Source organism: Deinococcus roseus, assembly GCF_014646895.1.
Taxonomy (GTDB): domain Bacteria; phylum Deinococcota; class Deinococci; order Deinococcales; family Deinococcaceae; genus Deinococcus_C; species Deinococcus_C roseus.
In genome coordinates this window covers 97,838-113,982 of the sequence record NZ_BMOD01000010.1, presented here as the reverse complement: position 1 = coordinate 113,982, position 16,145 = coordinate 97,838, and the positions used below count along the sequence as shown (strand labels likewise).

Annotated in this window: 15 protein-coding genes; 12 read left to right on the top strand and 3 right to left on the bottom strand. The window is 56.8% G+C overall.

Going from position 1 to position 16,145, the window contains the following annotated elements; all coding sequences use genetic code 11:
* Positions 1–21: 21 nt before the first annotated feature.
* The 5 genes from pdxR to IEY52_RS14145 all read left to right on the top strand — a co-directional run bounded on the left by pdxR (position 22) and on the right by IEY52_RS14145 (position 4,922).
* Positions 22–1,473 carry a MocR-like pyridoxine biosynthesis transcription factor PdxR gene (gene pdxR / locus IEY52_RS14165; RefSeq protein WP_189003354.1) on the top strand — a complete coding sequence of 484 codons (1,452 nt, stop codon included), beginning with the start codon at positions 22–24 and terminating at the stop codon, positions 1,471–1,473.
* A 113-nt stretch (positions 1,474–1,586) separates the two neighbouring features.
* Positions 1,587–1,985 carry a nuclear transport factor 2 family protein gene (locus IEY52_RS14160; RefSeq protein ID WP_189003353.1) on the top strand — a complete coding sequence of 133 codons (399 nt, stop codon included), beginning with the start codon at positions 1,587–1,589 and terminating at the stop codon, positions 1,983–1,985.
* Complete coding sequence (locus IEY52_RS14155) at positions 1,975–2,811, top strand: DUF3108 domain-containing protein (RefSeq protein ID WP_189003352.1); 837 nt, start codon at positions 1,975–1,977, stop codon at positions 2,809–2,811. The genes IEY52_RS14160 and IEY52_RS14155 overlap by 11 nt, the downstream gene beginning before the upstream one ends.
* On the top strand, positions 2,808–4,121 hold the full coding sequence (gene hisD / locus IEY52_RS14150; RefSeq protein WP_189003351.1) for a histidinol dehydrogenase: 1,314 nt from the start codon (positions 2,808–2,810) through the stop codon (positions 4,119–4,121). Before IEY52_RS14155 ends, hisD begins: the two co-directional genes overlap by 4 nt.
* A gap of 195 nt (positions 4,122–4,316) precedes the next feature.
* Positions 4,317–4,922, top strand: coding sequence for a DoxX family protein (locus IEY52_RS14145; RefSeq protein WP_189003350.1), 606 nt, complete (start codon positions 4,317–4,319; stop codon positions 4,920–4,922).
* Between the two features lie 65 nt (positions 4,923–4,987).
* On the opposite strand, the gene IEY52_RS14140 is transcribed toward IEY52_RS14145, so the two are convergent.
* A complete protein-coding gene (locus IEY52_RS14140; RefSeq protein ID WP_189003349.1) occupies positions 4,988–6,289 on the bottom strand; it encodes a glycosyltransferase in 1,302 nt (433 codons plus the stop codon).
* A 39-nt stretch (positions 6,290–6,328) separates the two neighbouring features.
* On the bottom strand, positions 6,329–6,850 hold the full coding sequence (locus IEY52_RS14135; RefSeq protein WP_189003348.1) for a metal-binding protein: 522 nt from the start codon (positions 6,848–6,850) through the stop codon (positions 6,329–6,331).
* 101 nt (positions 6,851–6,951) lie between these two features.
* On the opposite strand from IEY52_RS14135, the gene IEY52_RS14130 reads away from it, so the two are divergent.
* From IEY52_RS14130 to IEY52_RS14120, 3 genes are all read left to right on the top strand, one after another.
* Positions 6,952–8,601, top strand: a complete 1,650-nt coding sequence (locus IEY52_RS14130; RefSeq protein WP_189003347.1) for a S8 family serine peptidase — start codon at positions 6,952–6,954, stop codon at positions 8,599–8,601.
* A gap of 68 nt (positions 8,602–8,669) precedes the next feature.
* Positions 8,670–9,809 (top strand): LCP family protein, encoded by a 1,140-nt coding sequence (locus IEY52_RS14125; RefSeq protein ID WP_189003346.1) that lies wholly within the window; start codon positions 8,670–8,672, stop codon positions 9,807–9,809.
* 51 nt (positions 9,810–9,860) lie between these two features.
* The gene (locus IEY52_RS14120) at positions 9,861–11,456 is read left to right on the top strand and encodes an alpha-amylase family glycosyl hydrolase (protein ID WP_189003345.1); all 1,596 of its coding nucleotides are present in this window, start codon (positions 9,861–9,863) and stop codon (positions 11,454–11,456) included.
* A 110-nt stretch (positions 11,457–11,566) separates the two neighbouring features.
* Here the strand turns inward: IEY52_RS14120 and IEY52_RS14115 are convergent, their stop codons facing one another.
* Positions 11,567–13,480 (bottom strand): alpha-amylase family protein, encoded by a 1,914-nt coding sequence (locus IEY52_RS14115; RefSeq protein ID WP_189003344.1) that lies wholly within the window; start codon positions 13,478–13,480, stop codon positions 11,567–11,569.
* A 405-nt stretch (positions 13,481–13,885) separates the two neighbouring features.
* Between IEY52_RS14115 and rpmH the strand changes: the two genes are divergently transcribed.
* The 4 genes from rpmH to yidC are packed head-to-tail and all read left to right on the top strand — an operon-like array spanning position 13,886 to position 16,132.
* Positions 13,886–14,020 carry a 50S ribosomal protein L34 gene (gene rpmH, locus IEY52_RS14110; RefSeq protein ID WP_189003343.1) on the top strand — a complete coding sequence of 45 codons (135 nt, stop codon included), beginning with the start codon at positions 13,886–13,888 and terminating at the stop codon, positions 14,018–14,020.
* Positions 14,021–14,050: 30 nt separating this feature from the next.
* The gene (rnpA, locus tag IEY52_RS14105) at positions 14,051–14,410 is read left to right on the top strand and encodes a ribonuclease P protein component (protein ID WP_229684798.1); all 360 of its coding nucleotides are present in this window, start codon (positions 14,051–14,053) and stop codon (positions 14,408–14,410) included.
* Positions 14,382–14,654: a membrane protein insertion efficiency factor YidD gene (gene yidD, locus IEY52_RS14100; RefSeq protein WP_505692017.1), complete on the top strand. Its 273-nt coding sequence runs from the start codon at positions 14,382–14,384 to the stop codon at positions 14,652–14,654. The genes rnpA and yidD overlap by 29 nt, the downstream gene beginning before the upstream one ends.
* Positions 14,651–16,132, top strand: coding sequence for a membrane protein insertase YidC (yidC, locus tag IEY52_RS14095; protein WP_189003342.1), 1,482 nt, complete (start codon positions 14,651–14,653; stop codon positions 16,130–16,132). The genes yidD and yidC overlap by 4 nt, the downstream gene beginning before the upstream one ends.
* Positions 16,133–16,145 lie beyond the last annotated feature (13 nt).

Below are 16,145 nucleotides of genomic sequence, written 5' to 3'. Positions count from 1 at the left end.
AAAGACAGGACCACTTTTGCCATGACCCCCACACCGAAAAACCCCCGAGCTGCTGTGGTTCCTCCCATCCGCCTTGAACGCAAAAAGGGTGTTTCTCTGGAACAGCAATTGGTTCGTGCCCTGAGGGAGGCCATCCTGCAAGGGGTCCTTCCAGAAGGTGCCCGTCTGGCTTCCCAGAGGCAACTGGCCCGGGAATACCAGGTGAACCGCAATGTGGTGGTGGCTGCCCTGGAAACCTTGCAGGCAGAGGGGTATCTGTTCACCCGGCATGGGGCTGGCACTTTTACAGGGAAAGGCGTGCAGCGTGCAACTCCACCCCTGAAAGCACCCTCTGCAGGACGCTGGCTGAGAATGTTGCCTGACATTCAGGTGGATGCACCCCACAGGACAGGTGTGCTGGAATTCCGGGTGTGTCAGCCCAGCACGGCTTTTTGGAATGCAGAAGACTGGCAGAAAAGCCTGAAACATGCCTCCAGGCAACCCATGGGAGGGGATTATCCTGACCCTCAGGGGTTGCTGGCGTTCAGGCAGGAAATCGCCCTTTACCTGAACCGTTCCAGAGGGCTGCATTGTGGCCCTGAGAACGTGCTGGTGACCGCAGGGGCTTTGCAGGGCATTGATCTGGTGGCCCGTCTGGTGGTGCATCCAGAGGACGGGGTGGCCTTTGAAGATCCCGGTTACCGGCTGGCACGGCAGGTGTTTCAGACCAGAGGGGCACACCTTGCTCCTGTTGCCGTGGATGAGGATGGCCTGTCTGTGGAGCATTTGCAGGCCTTTGCACAGCCTCCCATGCTGGCTTATGTCACGCCTTCCCACCAGTTTCCTGTGGGAGGCCGCATGCCCCTGACCCGCAGGCTGTCTTTGCTGGACTGGGCAGAACAGCACGACAGCCTGATTCTGGAAGACGACTACGACAGCGAATTCCGCTATGATGCACCTCCTCTGCCCGCCCTGGCTTCCCTGGACACACGGGGCCGGGTGGTTTATGTGGGCAGTTTTTCCAAGGTGCTCTCGCCAGAACTCAGGATGGGGTATCTGGTGGCCCCTCCAGTGGTGATGCAGCAACTCATCCGTTTAAAGCAGCTTTCTGACTATCACACCCCCACCCTGATGCAGCACCTGCTGACCCACTTTCTGCAGACCGGAGCGCTGGACCGCCACATCCGCAAAATGCGCCGGATGTATGCCGAACTCAGGGCAGCCCTGGAGCCCCTCAACCACCTGTCCAGAGACATTCGCCTGAAAGGTCTGGAAGCAGGACTGCATGCTTTTCTGGAACTCCCTTCTGCCCTCCCTGCTCAACAGGTGGCGGCACATTGCCTGCAGAGAGGGGTGCTGGTGCGGGATGTGCAAAATTACGCTCTCGGCCCTGTGCAGCAAAAAGGCCTGATTCTGGGATATGGGCATCTGGATCTGTCTGAATTGAAAAGGGGAGTGGAGGTGCTTTCCAGAGTGCTGAGGAGCTTTCTTTGAACAGGCTGTGCTGAATTCTCTGCTGAATTTTTGTGTTGATTTCTGTCTTCTCAAAAACCCTCTCTGGGATTCACCTCAGGTGATGGAGGGGTCTGGTGTGGTACAACCTTTTCATGCAGGACGTACTCGCCTTCCTGAGAACCCATCTTGAGAGCATTTACTCCCGGGACTGGGAGACCTATCAATCCACCACCTCACCGGACCTGACCCTCTACGAGCATTTTGTGACCCCCCACCGGCAGGAGGGGCTGGACTTTCACAAATTCATGATCGAAAACAGCTGGGCCACCCAGGGTGCAACCAGCCACATCAGCATTCTGGAACCGAAAGTGCAAATGCTGGCCGCAGGTCAGGTGGCGGTCTGCAGCTACACCCTGATGCTTTCCACGGTGCGGGGAGATGTTATACACCACCGCTCTGTCAACGAGAGCCGGGTGCTAGAACAGAGAGAAGGGAAATGGTGGGTTGTGCACGTCCACAAGAGCCCCGCGGGAGGGCACGATGCAAGCTGAAGAACTGCAGTATCAGCTTCTGGTGGGCAACAAGGCCATCGGAGAGCAGAAAGTCAAAATCGAGGCGGAGCGCAACTACTGGGTGATCAAGGCCCAGACCTCCTTCTCACACCACCTGCTGGGCACGGGCCGCCGGGAGCAGCTCAGCCGGGTGCGCCCCAAGAGCCGCACCAGTGCCTATTACTTTGAGGGCTCCGAGAACGGGGGCCGCAAGGGCACCAGCTTTGAAACCCTCTTTGACCGCAAGAGCGGTCTGGTGACGGTGCGCCAGGGCAAAGATGAAGCCTCCATCCCCATGACCCAGGATTACCAGGATCCCCTGAGTTTGATCCAGATGCTGCGCGAATTGCCTGACGAGGAGCATGCCCTGACCATTCCGATGGTGGGGGCCAGTGTGCACATCCAGCGCCTTCCTGACCAGGTGATTTCCACGCTGGAAGGGGAGAAGATGACCCGGGTGTATTACTTGCGTCCGGGCCTCAGCAAGGTGTACATCGAGATGGAACCTCCCTTCCGGCCTTTCAAGCTGACCCAGCCCATCGATGGGGGCAGCATGGATGTGGTGCTGGTGCGCACACCAGAGCGCCGCCGTCCTGAGCGCAGTGAGCGCAGTGACCGGCCAGAGCGCCCTGAGCGCCGCGACAGGGATGCCCAGAACAACAATCAGAACAACCGGGACAACAACCGTGAAGGTCGGGACAATCAAAACCGGGAAGCCCAGAAAGACGCTTCTCGCGAGGTGCGGGATTCCAGAAACCCCCGCAGTGAACTGGTGATTTCCAAAACACAGAACAACATGCGCAAACCCAGGAGCAGAAGGAAATGAAAATTTTCACCCATCAACAGGCCAGGACCGCACTGAAACGCAATTTTGGAGAAGAAGCCATTCCAGAGAGCATGCTGGAGCGCATTGAAAAAACCTTCGGGGAAAGGCTCACGCCAGATCAGGTGGTGGACCGCATCCTGCTGGATGTGAAAACCCGTGGGGATGAAGCCCTGAGGGAATGGACCCGCAAGCTGGACCGGGTGCATGTGGAAAGCCTGGAGGTGACCGAGGCTGAATTTCAGGCGGCCAGCATTGGTTCTGAGCTGGAAGCAGCCCTCAGCCAGAGCATTGCGCGGGTGCGGGAGTTTCACCAGAACCAGCCGACTTCTGGCTGGATCAACCATGGTGCAGGTGGAGCACTGGGCCAGATTGTGCGCCCGATGTCCCGGGTGGGGATTTATGTGCCCGGAGGCAGTGCACCCCTGATCAGCACCCTCATCATGACGGCTGTGATTGCCAAAGTGGCGGGTGTCCCAGAGATCATTGTGGTGACCCCGCCAGACCGGTTTGGCAAGGTGCACCCGGCCATTCTGGTGGCGGCCCGAGAAATCGGAGTGAACCGGGTTTTCAAGGTGGGCGGAGCGCAGGCCATTGGTGCGCTGGCTTACGGCACAGACAGCATTCCCCAGGTGGACAAGATTGCTGGACCAGGGAACACTTTTGTGGTGCTGGCCAAACGCAAGGTGTTTGGTCAGGTGGGCATTGAGTCCCTGCCTGGTCCCACCGAAACCCTGGTGATTGCCGACGAAACGGCAGATTCCAGATTTGTGGTGGCAGATTTGCTGGCCCAGGCTGAGCACGTGGGCGCAGAACCTGTGCTGGTCACCACCAGTGAAAAGATTCTTTATGCTGTGCAGGAGGAGATCGAAGCACAGATTTCCACCCTGCCTGAACCCAACCAGAGCATGGCCAGAGAGAGCATCCAGGAACGCATGAAGATGGTGATTGTGGAAACCCTGGAGCAGGCCTTTGAATTGAACAACATTTATGCTCCAGAGCACCTTTGCCTGCTGATCAGAAACCCCTGGGAGTATCTGGGCCTGATTGAATCTGCAGGGGGTGTCTTTGTCGGGGAGGACAGCATGGAAGCGCTAGGAGACTACATTGCTGGCCCCAGTCACGTGATGCCCACGGGAGGCACTGCCCGTTTCTCCAGCCCTTTGAACGTGCGGGACTTCCAGAAGATCATCAGCGTGGTCGGGGTGAACCGACAGACCTTACAGGCCACCGGTCCTGCTGCTGCCAGAATTGCCCGTGCCGAAGGTTTAGAAGCCCACGCCAGAGCCATTGAAGTGCGTCTGGAAGAGTAAAGTCAGTGCATTGTCAGGGCCAGCCACTGCTGGCCTTTTTGTTGTTTTTGTTGTTTTTGTTGTTTTGCTTGAATTTTGATGGATTTCCAGCGATTCCTTCTCATCTTCTTTCATCTTTGCAGTCCCCCCTTGACTCGGGACATTTTTCACAAGGTCAAGGTTTAACATGAAACCAAGAGAAAGAAGGTGTACGACATGACCACCACCCAAGACCTCCGTACCCAGATCGCAGAACCCAACCTCACCCGCATCCTCTTGGCAGACACCCGACTGGCCCCCCTGTGGACCGTGCTCAGAATCTGGCTGGGCTGGCAATGGCTGCATGCCGGATGGGGGAAAATCACCAACCCCGCAGGGGTGTGGGTGGGAGAGAAAGCCGGAGTGGCCATCGAAGGCTTCCTGAAAGGCGCACTGGGCAAGACGGCTGGGGAACACCCGGATGTGTCTGGGTGGTATGCAAGCTTCATCCAGAACGTGGCTTTGCCGAATGCAGAGTTGCTGAGCTACATGGTGGCGTTTGGAGAAGTTTTGATCGGGGTTGCCCTGATCCTGGGGATCTTCACAGGGATTGCAGCGTTCTTTGGTGGGTTGATGAATGCGAACTTCCTGTTTGCGGGAACCCTCTCAACGAACCCGATCATGCTGATTGCTGCGTTTGCAGTGGTGCTGGGGTGGAGGGTTGCTGGACAGTACGGGCTGGACCGTGTGGTGCTGCCTTACCTGGGCGTCCCCGGTGCCCCCGGAACACTCTTCAGACACGATGCCAGACTTCCCCAGACCCCCATCCCACCAGCCGCATAGTTTTAGAGCTCAAAACAGAACTGGACCCTTTTAAAGGGTCCAGTTTTTGCTGTCACATGCAGGATTTATTTGAGGTCCAGGGAAATCCTGGGCGGGTCGTACTTGCGGGTCAGGGCCAGCTCGTAACACATCAGGATGCGTTTGGCCATGGTTTCCAGTGAGCCTTCTGCGTCCACCCAGCGGGTCAGTTCGTCTGCAAAAGTGGGTTTCCCAGCCTGCAGCACATCTTCCACCCGCAAGCGGAATTCTTCGGGGTGCTCCGGGTCCACCAGATAACCGGTCTTGCCATGTTCAATGGTGGTGGTGACGCCTCCACCTGCACGGGCCACCACCGGGAGGCCGCAGGCCTGGGCTTCCAGGGCCACCATGCCCTGGGTTTCTGTCACCGAGGCAAAGACAAACACATCAGCATGCTGGTAGTAATCTGCAACCTGTTCAGGTTTGACGTATCCGGTGAAGACCAGCTGGGACCGGATGCCCAGTTGCTCGGCCTGGGCTTCCAGGTTCTGTCTTTCTGGACCGTCCCCCACAAGGATCAGGCGGCCATTGGGACGTTCTCTGAGCAGTGGAGCCAGATGCTGCAGCAGGAAATCCACACTTTTTTCTTTCCCCAGCCTGCTGATGGTGAGCAGGCGCTCTCCTCTGGGCAAGTGGGGCAGAGGATCGGTGCGAGGCACCCGCAGGCGGGAAATGGGAATGCCGTTGGGCACCACGGCAATGGGGGCTTTCACCCCGGCTTCCAGCAGCTCGTTCTTGATCACCGAGGTGGGGGTGATCAGGTAGTGGCAGCGGTTGGCAAACCACACATCGAAACGCTCGGCAATCAGGGCGGTGCTGGCATCGATGCGCTTTTTCAGGGTTCTGGAACGCAGTTCGTTCATGTACCAGTGGTCCGGGCCTGCCAGACGGTTCAGCACTGGGTACCACGGGTAATAGTGCAGGTAATCCTGCATGCGGGTGTGGTAGGTGTGCAAGAGGGCCGTTTCCCAGGTGCGGGCCAGCGCCAGACCCAGCACGGGCAGAGGTCCATTGCCATGGGTGTGGATCACATCGAAACGCCGGGACTGCATCAGGCGCAGTTTGCGAGGTGAAGGCAGTAGAGCCATGCGGTGCTCGGGAATGGGCCGGTAGGTGGTGGAACGGATGCGAATCACATCCAGTTCGTCCTGCTGTTCGGGGTGTTTGGGGGCCACAATGGTGACCTGGTGCCCCTGTTCACGCAGGGTTTCAGCCAGACCGCGCACAGAGGAAACCACCCCATTGATGGAAGGCGTATAGGTATCGGTAAAAAGTCCAACGCTGAGTTTGTTTTTGAGGTAGCGGGTCATCATGCCTCCCAGAACCTGCGGAATTGAAGGTGCTTGCACGGAGGGAAACTGTATATATGCAAACACGTTTCCACAAGCTTACCGTTTTTTCTTTTTGAAGGTACGACTTATGGCCCGCAAATCCGGGCTGACTCCATCTGCCAGCAGGTGCAGCCACTGGCTGATGTAATACCCCAGGATGTAGGGCTGCCAGAATTCCAGCGTGCGGGGCACATTTTCAAAGGTCAGGCGGGTTTTCAGGTCGGGCAGCAGTGCAGTGACAATGTAATACAGTGCAGCCAGAATGATGGTCAGGTACCCCAGTCGGGTCAATGGTCCCACAATCCAGGTGTGGCTCAGGCCCCGATGGGAGAACATCTTGCCATAAGGCACCCAGATGAAGCCCAGAGGTCCCCAGGCCTTTTTGCTGCTCACATTTTGCTCAGCCAGATCGAGGTCCGGGCTCATCATGAAAGTGCCCACAAAAAAAGTGCCTGTGAAAGCCAGAATTTCAGGAATGGAAGGGTCAATGTGGCCTTGCTGTTTGGCGTAAGCGGTGCCTCCTGCAATCAGCAGAAAAGCGCCGGTGTTGATGAGGTTGTGGACTTTACCGCTGGGCACGCCACAACCTTAGCATGGGATCATGAAAGGTCAGCAAGGTCCCAAGGTTCCTTAATTTGAATTTCACGCCAGATGGAATTTGCACTCTCAGAATAAGAACCATGAAAACAAAGATTCTCAGCCTTACTCTGGTGACTGTCGCATTGACTTCTTGTGGTCTGGTCAAGGTGCAAATTGGCCAACCCGTGCATCTTCACGGCGAAGTGATCCTCCCAGACAGTGTGCAGTCCCTGAAACTTTCTGGAATTGAGAAACAGGCCTCTGCCTCCAGAGCCCAGACGGTTCCTGGCGAATTCATTGTGCAACTCAGCAGCGCAGACACCCAGAGCCTCTCCAAACAGGGGGTTTCGGTGCGCAGGCTGGGAGCACCTGAAAGCCTGTGGGCCATTGTGAAAGCAGGCTCTCTGCAAGAAGCCCGTTCCCTGGCAGGGGTGGTTTATGCACAACCCAATTACGTTTACAAAAAACTCCGCACCCCCAATGACCCTCTGGCCCAGCCTGGGGACAGCAATGGACAGACCTACCTGGGCCTGATTGGTGCTTACGCTGCCTGGGACAAACTTGCCCAGTTCACCACCTCGGTAAAGGTGGCCGTGGTGGATGATGGTTACAACCGCCATAAAGACATGCCCCTGATCCGTTACGATGTGAGCAACCTGGGATGCAACACCACCACCGGGGTCAACTGTCTCGATACGGCAGACCGGGATGCAGACCCCACGTTTGAGCCTGCGTTTGCTGGTGAAAAATCCCACGGAGCATCTATTGCAGGCATCATGGCTGCAGTCACCGACAACAATGAAGGCATTGCCGGTATTGGATACAACAAGCTGACTGTGGTGCCCATCAAGGTGTTCACCAACGATGTGAACAATGACGTCACCACCACAGATGCCATTGTCAATGCCGTCAACACTGCCATCAAGCACGATGTGAAGGTCATCAACATGAGCCTCTGCCTCAACGACACGGAAGGCAACTGCCTGAATGCTGGTGTGGATGGCAAAGATGTGGCTGTGGACAATGCCCTGAAGAACGCGAACCAGAACAAGAAGATCACCATTGTGGCTGCAGCAGGCAACACTGTGCCAGCAGGGCTCCCTTATGTGGCATATCCTGCTTCCAGTGAGTATGCCATTGCTGTGGGCTCCACAGACAACACCAAGAACAAGAAGTCCTTCTTTTCGCATTATGGTCCTGAACTGGACTTGGTGGCTCCCGGTGAAGAAGTGCTGACCATTGAGGTGGCAGGTGATACCGGTACGGTCTACCAGACCTATCACAAGGAAACAGGCACCAGCTTTGCCACCCCGATGGTATCTGCTGCAGCAGGCCTGCTGTACAGCCGCAACCCCAACCTGACCCCCACCGAAATCCGCAACCTGCTCAGAAACAGTGGGGACACCGTCACCGACCCCACCATCAGCAATGCCAAATTCCTCAGAATTGACAAGGCCCTGGCTGCAGATGGCATCAAATACACCGGACGGGTGTATGTCAAGCAGGGTGGCACCGTGGTCAAAGACACCGGCTGGCAGACTTTCACCACCGGAACCCGCAGACTGCCTTATGACATGGGCAACTTCCCAGCTGGCAATTACACCATCACCGCTGAAGTGGCTGAAAACGGCACCACCGCCACTCCTCCTGTGAACCTGCTGTACAAGTGCACCTCCAGTGCCAACCTGTCTGGCGACACCGAACGGGACCTGACCGTGGGCAGCCCCGAAAACAATCCTCCTTGCTTCTGAACATCAGGTTTTGCGCCATTCCCGGGCTTTCATGCCCGGGAATGCTTTTTTGGCTATAGTGGGGGTGCATGCGTTTTGTGATGGTTTTCCTTTCCCTTGCTCTGGCGGGCTTTGTGGCCTACCTGGCCCCTCTTGCCCCTGCACTGTCCAGATACCTTGCCGTTCCTCAAAAACCCCAGACGCCCCAGGCCCTGATTGTGGCGGGGGTGGCCCCGGAATATGTGGGCTACCACCAGAAGGGTCCTGAGAAGTTTGAAGGTCTTACGGACACCATCCTGGTGCTGTACTTCATGCCTGAAGAGAAGATGCTCAGGGCGGTCAGCATTCCCCGCGACACCCTGGTGCAGGTTCCTGGATGGGGAGGATCAAAAGTCAACAGTGCCAACGTGCGGGGCGGCACCTCCCTGATGAAACAGGTGATCTCTGAATTGATCCACACGCCCATTGATGGGGTGATCCTGATCAGCCTGGGTGGGGTCAAAGATGTCACCAATGCCCTGGGCGGCGTGATGGTGAATGTGGAAAACGAAATGCAGTACCAGGACACGGCTGCCCAGCTCAACATCGACCTCAAACCCGGTTTGCAACTGCTGGACGGAGAAAAAGCCGAGGGTTTCATCCGCTTCAGGCATGACCGCCTGGGAGACATTGGCCGGGTGGCCCGCCAGCAGCAATTTCTGCAGGCTTTCATGGCCACGGTGAAATCACCAGTGGGCCTTTATAAACTTCCTCAGGTGCTGGCTGCAGGCTACCAGAACATGCGCATTGACCTGTCCCGTGAGGATGCGGCCCTGTGGCTGGGTGCGCTGCTGGGCCAGCCACAGTTTGAAATGACCATGCTGCCCGGACGTTTTGCCAATTATGGTGCAAGCTTCTGGGCGCCTGATGAACCAGGCATCCGCAAGATCTTCAGTGCCAGAGGTCCCATCAACCCGCTGGAAGCCAGTGTCACCATCCTGAATGTGGGTGCGCCTGCAGGAGCGGCCAGACGCCTGAAACAGAAGCTGGACGCTCTGGGTTACCGCAATGTGCAGGTCAGTGACCTTCGGTACGGCAATCCTGCCGAAAGTGTGGTGATCTCTGCTGTGGGCCGTCCTGCGGCTGAGAAACTGGCCTCAGATGCAGGAAACCTCAGCATTCAGGATTCAGGGTCAGGGTTGCAGGGCTTTGATGTGACCATCAAACTGGGCAGCAACTGGCAGGAGTGATTGCGCCACAGACCTCCCACAGCCAGGGGGTGCTTCGGGTAGGATAGGGGCATGCAAGAGAACCTGTTGTGGTGGCAATCCGGCATCATCTACCAGATCTACCCCCGCTCCTTCAAAGACTCCAACAGCGATGGCATTGGAGATTTGCAGGGTGTCATTGAAAAACTCGATTACCTGCAAAGCCTGGGCATCCAGGCCATCTGGCTGTCTCCCATTTTTCCCAGCCCCATGGCAGATTTCGGTTATGACGTGGCAGATTACTGCGACATCCACCCGATGTTCGGCAGCCTCTCAGACTTTGACGAACTGACAGAAAAAGCCCATGCCAGAGGAATGAAAATCATGCTGGACCTGGTGCCCAACCACACCAGCGACCAGCACCCCTGGTTTCTGGAGGCCCGCAGCAGCAAAGACAGCCCCAAACGGGACTGGTACATCTGGAAGGATGCAAAACCAGATGGCAGCGCTCCCAACAACTGGACCAGCTTCTTTGGCCCCAGCGCCTGGACCCTGGACGAGGCCTCCGGCCAGTACTACCTGCACCAGTTCCTGAGCAGCCAGCCTGAACTCAACTGGCAAAACCCGGAGGTCAGAGAGGCCATGCACGAAAGCATGCGCTTCTGGCTGAAGCGCGGTGTGGACGGCTTCCGGGTGGATGTGATCTGGTTGCTGGGCAAACACCAGGACTTTGAAGACGAGCCTGAAAATCCCCTCTGGCAGGAAGGTCAGCTCAACCACTGGCGTTTGATCCACGTGTACACCCAGGACCAGCCCGAAACCCACACCTACGTCAAAGACATGCGTAAAGTGCTGGACGAATTCGACGAACGCATGATGGTCGGAGAAATTTACCTCCCCTTTGACAACCTGGTGGCTTACTACGGCGAAAACAACGACGCAGTGCACCTGCCTTTCAACTTCAGCCTGATCCTCAGCACCTGGGATGCAGAAGCCATCCGGGATCTGGTGGACGAGTACGACCAGAAAGTCGGTGCAGGCTGGCCCAACTGGGTGCTGGGCAACCACGACCAGAGCCGCATCGCCACCCGCCGTGGCCCCCAGTACGCCCGCATGGCCCAGATGCTGCTGCTCACCCTGCGCGGCACCCCCACCTGCTATTACGGAGACGAAATCGGCATGGAAGATGTCGAAATCCCCTTCGAGAAAATGCAGGACCCTGCTGGTCTGCAGCAACCCGGAGTCAAAGGGGCGAGCCGTGACCCCGAGCGCACCCCCATGCAATGGGACGACAGCGAACATGCAGGCTTCAGCGATGTGGAACCCTGGTTGCCCCTGGCCCTCAATTATCAGGAAGTCAATGTGGCAAAGCAGGAGCAGGACCCAAACAGCTTCCTGAATTACTTCAAAGGCCTGGTCAGGCTGCGCCAGAGCACCCCTGCCCTTTATGGCGGCAAGTACGAAAGCGTGGAGTCCGGTCATCAGGACGTGTTCGCTTTCAAGCGTTACACCGATGACCAGACGTTGCTCATCGTGCTCAACTTCTCTGAAGAAGGCCAGAGCGTGGACCTCTCCGAAGTGAACATGGTGGGCCAGGTGCTCTACAGCACCCGTGGCGAATCGGGGGAGAGGCTGTTGCTGGAAACCCTGATCCTGGGTCCCTGTGAGGGGATGGTTCTGAAGGTTTAAGGATTTTTGTTTGCGAGCACTGCGGGTCAGCTCCCCCTGTGCTCGCTTCGCTTGCACTGTACCCCTTCGTTAAGGGGGACAGCCTTGAGCGCCAGCGAAAGGCAGGGGATTTACCCCTGGTTCGTCACCCACAGCCTTGAATAAGGGGCCAGAGGGATGTACCCGAGGTGCAAATCCAGGTGTGTTCCTGAGATGTGGTCCAGGGGCTGGGTGTATCCCCGTTCCCAGAGGACATGAATGGGGTATTGCATGTGGTGCTCACTGAAGTTGTAGAACTGGATCATGTGGCCCATGGGGTGGGGGCGTTCCAGCACCAGCACGGCAGGGATTTCGCTGTTCAGCACCCAAGCGGGCTGTGCGGCATGCAACTGGGGCAGCATCTTGCGGGTTTCGATCAGGTGTTTCAGGCCCAGGAACATCTGGCCGTAAGAGGTGCCAGGGTCATGGCGTTTCTCTGCGAGGTTCCAGTCCATGCGAGGACGGTGTACCCAGCGGTTGTCCATGGCGTGCTCGGGATTTTCAGTGAAGCTGTAATCGTTGGGGAGGGCCAGTTCATCGCCCATGTACAGCAGGGGGATGCCGCCGTATCCCAGCACCAGAGCATAAGCCAGCAGGCTGCGTTCAATGGAGAGGTGCTGAAGGTGCAGGTCCCCCTGCTCCAGGGCAATTTCCAGTCCGTTCAGGCTGCTCAGGCTGCCCGAGATGCGGCGGTCTCCGGTGCGCTTGTTTTCCTGAAAGACCAGACCCCTGGCATGGGATCCCGAAAAGTTTCCGGAATAGAAGTCGCTGAGGAAACGCCGGTGGCTTTCGCCATGCAGTCCAGCCTGGGCAGCGTCCTCATCTGAAATGGCCCAGCCAATGTCATCGTGGCAGCGGATGTAGGTGGCCCAGCTTGCCGAGGTGGGTTTCTCCGGGAAGTTCTGCAGGGCTTTTTGCAGCAGGAAGGCATTTCTGGAAGCCAGACTGGACCAGATCTGCACCATCAGGCTGTTGTGGTAGGCCAGATCTGAGACTTTGCCATAATGCTGGCCTCTGCCCAGATAGTGAATGAGTTTGTCCGGGGCCACAATGGCTTCTGCCTTGAACAGCACTGCCGGGGCCACAATGCGCACCACAGCCCTGAGGGCCTGGGTGATGTCATGCACTTCGGGCAGGTTCTGGCAGTCGGTGCCCATGCGTTTCCAGATGAAAGCAATGGCGTCCAGTCGGAACACGTCCACACCTTTGTTGGCCCAGTACAGGATGATCTTCACGAACTCCAGGAAAACCTCGCTGTTGCTCCAGTTCAGGTCCCACTGCCAGCTGTTGAAGGTGGTCCAGACCCAGCGGTTCAGGGTTTCGTTCCAGGTGAAGTTGCCCGGGGCAAAGTCGGGGAAGACCTCTTGCAGGGTTCTTTCGTACTGGTCAGGGAGGGTGCGATCCAGGTAAGTGTGGAAGTACTCTTTGTGGCGTTCGCTGCCCTGACGGGCTTTTTCGGCCCACTGGTGTTCCTGGGCCACGTGGTTGAGCACCAGGTCCATGCACAGGCTGATTTTGCGTTTGCGCAGGGCGGTGGCGAGTTGCTCCATATCCTCGGTGGTGCCCAGATCTTCCCGGACCTGAAGGTAATCTTGCACAGCATAACCGCCATCGTTGGGGGCAGGTCGGGGTTGCAGCAGGGGCATCAGGTGCAAGTAAGTCACCCCGAGTTCAGACAGGTAATCCAGCTTCTGGTGAATGCCCTGCAGGTCGTCTGCAAAACGTTCAGTGTAGCAGACGTAAGCCAGCATGTTCTCTTCCTGAAACCAGTCGGGTCTGAGCATGCGTTCCAGGTCCAGTTGCCGCAGGTCTTCGGAGCGCTCTTTGTAGAAGTCCAGCATCAGGGGAAGCAGTTCTTGCATCAGCCGGAGGGCCTGATGACCGTAAACGCTTTCGATGGAAGCCAGCAGGTCCGGGGCATACCGCTGGTAACGCGCCTCAAACATCTGGCGCTCTGCTTTGCTGCGCAGGGCTTTTTTGATCACACTTTCGGCTTGAAAAGACATGGTTCCAGTGTAAATGCTTTTTGTGATTTTTGTTGGAATCGGTTCATTTTGCTGTGTGATTGCGGTGATTTGAAACCGCTATCGGAAGCAAAAATCGTGCAAGAGGCCAGAAATGGGAGAGGGGATTGCAGCGCATTCACCTGCCAGGAATTTCAAAAGTGGGCTGCAGGGACAGGCTGCTTTGTTGCAGCCCACAGCAACCTGCAACAGGGGTGAGGCCCTTAATCTTGCCTTCCCAGAGCTGCTTTTGCTCATGGCGGATCTCTGACCCCTGAACCCTTTCCCAGGGCTAGACCCATTCAAGGTGTCATGATACACTTGTAAAGCTTGTTGCTTTTTAAAGGCAACGTCACAGGTTATCAAAACCGTCATCCCTGAAAAAACAGGGATGTTCCAGGAGGACTCATGAAGCGTACCTACCAACCCAACCGCAGCAAACGTGCCAAAACCCACGGTTTCCGTGCACGCATGAAAACCACCTCTGGCCGCCGTGTGATTTCCCGCCGCCGTGCCAAAGGCCGTCACCGCCTGACCGTCTGATTTTAAGGAATCAGGCGCAGAATCGACGTTGTGGATGCAGGGCAGAGCCCAAAACAATTAAAACGGTTCATCGCCCTCAAGGGGGATGCGGAGTTTCGTAAGGTTCGCAAAGGACCTGCAGTCCGCACCCCCTATTTTACTTTGCGCAAAATCCCCTACAAACCCCGCCATGGACAGAAGTACGATCCCCGTCCGGTGGTGGGCATCGTCACCTCCAAGAAAGCGATGGGCAAGGCCGTGGAACGAAACCGGGCCAGACGTCGTATCAGAGAAGCGTTGCGTCTGGGCCAGATTCCACCCTGCAAAGCCATCGTGATCCTCAATCCCGAAGTTTTGAGCGTGGACTTTGAAACCCTCAGGCGTGCGCTGGAGGTGGCTTTTGCCAAGTAGTGCTGTCAAAACAGCAGTGTCCATGATCCGTTTCTACCAGCGGCGGCTGTCTCCTTTAAAAGGGTCTCCCAGTTGCCGTTTTCATCCCACCTGCTCCCAATACACCCTGGAAGCCATTGAGCTGCATGGGGTGGCCAGGGGAAGCTGGCTGGGACTTCAACGTATTTTGAGGTGTCATCCTTTCCATCCGGGAGGCCATGACCCCGTGCCAATGCCGAAAACGCCAAAAAGGAAACAAGAATGAAGAAACTCGCAGTGCTGTTGCCCATCCTGATGTTCGCGGGTTCCGCGTTTGCCAACATCAGCCCCCACTGGATCCGCAATATCGACATCGACGGAGACAAATCCCCGGATGTGGTGGCCACCACCAACCTGATGGACATTGCCTTCAACCAGAAAGGGGAAGTGGTGGGCTGGTTTGTGAAACCCGTCAAGGGCACCAGCTACTTCAAGGAAACCAATGGGACAGTGAATGCGGGTGCTCTGAACCGCGCTCCCAACCTGCTGCAGGTGCGCAACCAGAGCGGCAACGACAAGATTTATGGCAAAGCATTCGCCATTCCTCTGGAAGGTGAAGTCAAAGCTGAAAATGCGGTGCTGAACCCTGATCCTGGCACCCAGGCCAAAGGCGAATCTGCAGACACCCTCACTGCAGTGTTCAAGTACCAGCAGGGGGCTGTCACTGTCACCAAGACCTTCACCATCCATGCCCGCAAATACACCATCGAGGCCAAAACCACGGTCAATGGCGTGGAAAAATACCAGATGACCTTTGAAGGGCTGCAGAACAACGCCACGCCCAACGTCAAGGGCATTGGCAAGCAGGATGCCAACGTGCTGTCCAGCGGTGAAGTGAAAAACGTCAATTATGTGGCCTTGCAGGGCAACAAGCAATCCACCCAGCCTGCTTTGATCGTGGTTCCTGCGGACAGCACCACGGCAAATGCCACCCTCAACCCCACCAAAGTGGCCCTGACAGACCTCTCTGGTGAAAGCAACCTGAAAGTGTACGGCGGCTTCAATGAGGCCATTCGCCTGCACCTGGAAGGTTACCTGGACCGCCCCGGTCTGTTTTCCCCTTCTTTCGTGCTGGGGAACCTGGGGATTCTGGTGTCCAATTTCCTCACCTGGATGTACGGACTGGTGGGAAGCTGGGGCATTGCCATCATCCTGCTGACCCTGATCATCCGTCTGGCCATGTGGCCCCTGATGCAGGCCCAGTACAAGAGCATGGCCGAAATGCAGGCCATCCAGCCCCTGATCACCGAAATCAACAAAAAATACGCCGACGATGCCCAGAAACGCGGCCAGGCCACCATGCAGCTGTACCAGGAGCACGGGGTCAACCCCTTTGGTGGCTGCCTTCCCATGTTCCTGCCCATGCCCATCCTGATCGTGCTGTGGCAGGTGTTCAGCAAGTTCGAGTTCACCACCGGATTCCTGTGGCTGCCTGACCTCGCCCTGCCTGATCCCTACTACATCATGGTGGTGCTGTACATCGGTGCGATGTTCCTGCAGACCTGGGTGTCCACCCGCAAGAACCCCGAGATGTTCCGCCAGCAGCTGTTCATGTTTGCCATTTTCATTTTCCTGGCCCTGCAGTTCCCTTCCGGCGTGACCCTGTACTACACCCTGTTCACCCTGCTGGGTCTGGGTCAGCAGATCCTGATCAACAGGCAGGTCGAGCGCCACATGGAAACCAAAAAAGTCTCCAAAGCCTGATTTTAAAAAGTCG

What these genes read in the sequence shown, in the direction of transcription:
- IEY52_RS14125 (WP_189003346.1), top strand. Translation starts at nt 8,670, where the DNA reads ATGCGTTTTGTGATGGTTTTCCTTTCCCTTGCTCTGGCGGGCTTTGTG.
- yidC (WP_189003342.1), top strand. Translation starts at nt 14,651, where the DNA reads ATGAAGAAACTCGCAGTGCTGTTGCCCATCCTGATGTTCGCGGGTTCC.
- pdxR (WP_189003354.1), top strand. Translation starts at nt 22, where the DNA reads ATGACCCCCACACCGAAAAACCCCCGAGCTGCTGTGGTTCCTCCCATC.
- IEY52_RS14155 (WP_189003352.1), top strand. Translation starts at nt 1,975, where the DNA reads ATGCAAGCTGAAGAACTGCAGTATCAGCTTCTGGTGGGCAACAAGGCC.
- IEY52_RS14115 (WP_189003344.1), bottom strand. Translation starts at nt 13,480, where the DNA reads ATGTCTTTTCAAGCCGAAAGTGTGATCAAAAAAGCCCTGCGCAGCAAA.
- IEY52_RS14130 (WP_189003347.1), top strand. Translation starts at nt 6,952, where the DNA reads ATGAAAACAAAGATTCTCAGCCTTACTCTGGTGACTGTCGCATTGACT.
- IEY52_RS14120 (WP_189003345.1), top strand. Translation starts at nt 9,861, where the DNA reads ATGCAAGAGAACCTGTTGTGGTGGCAATCCGGCATCATCTACCAGATC.
- IEY52_RS14160 (WP_189003353.1), top strand. Translation starts at nt 1,587, where the DNA reads ATGCAGGACGTACTCGCCTTCCTGAGAACCCATCTTGAGAGCATTTAC.
- hisD (WP_189003351.1), top strand. Translation starts at nt 2,808, where the DNA reads ATGAAAATTTTCACCCATCAACAGGCCAGGACCGCACTGAAACGCAAT.
- IEY52_RS14145 (WP_189003350.1), top strand. Translation starts at nt 4,317, where the DNA reads ATGACCACCACCCAAGACCTCCGTACCCAGATCGCAGAACCCAACCTC.
- rpmH (WP_189003343.1), top strand. Translation starts at nt 13,886, where the DNA reads ATGAAGCGTACCTACCAACCCAACCGCAGCAAACGTGCCAAAACCCAC.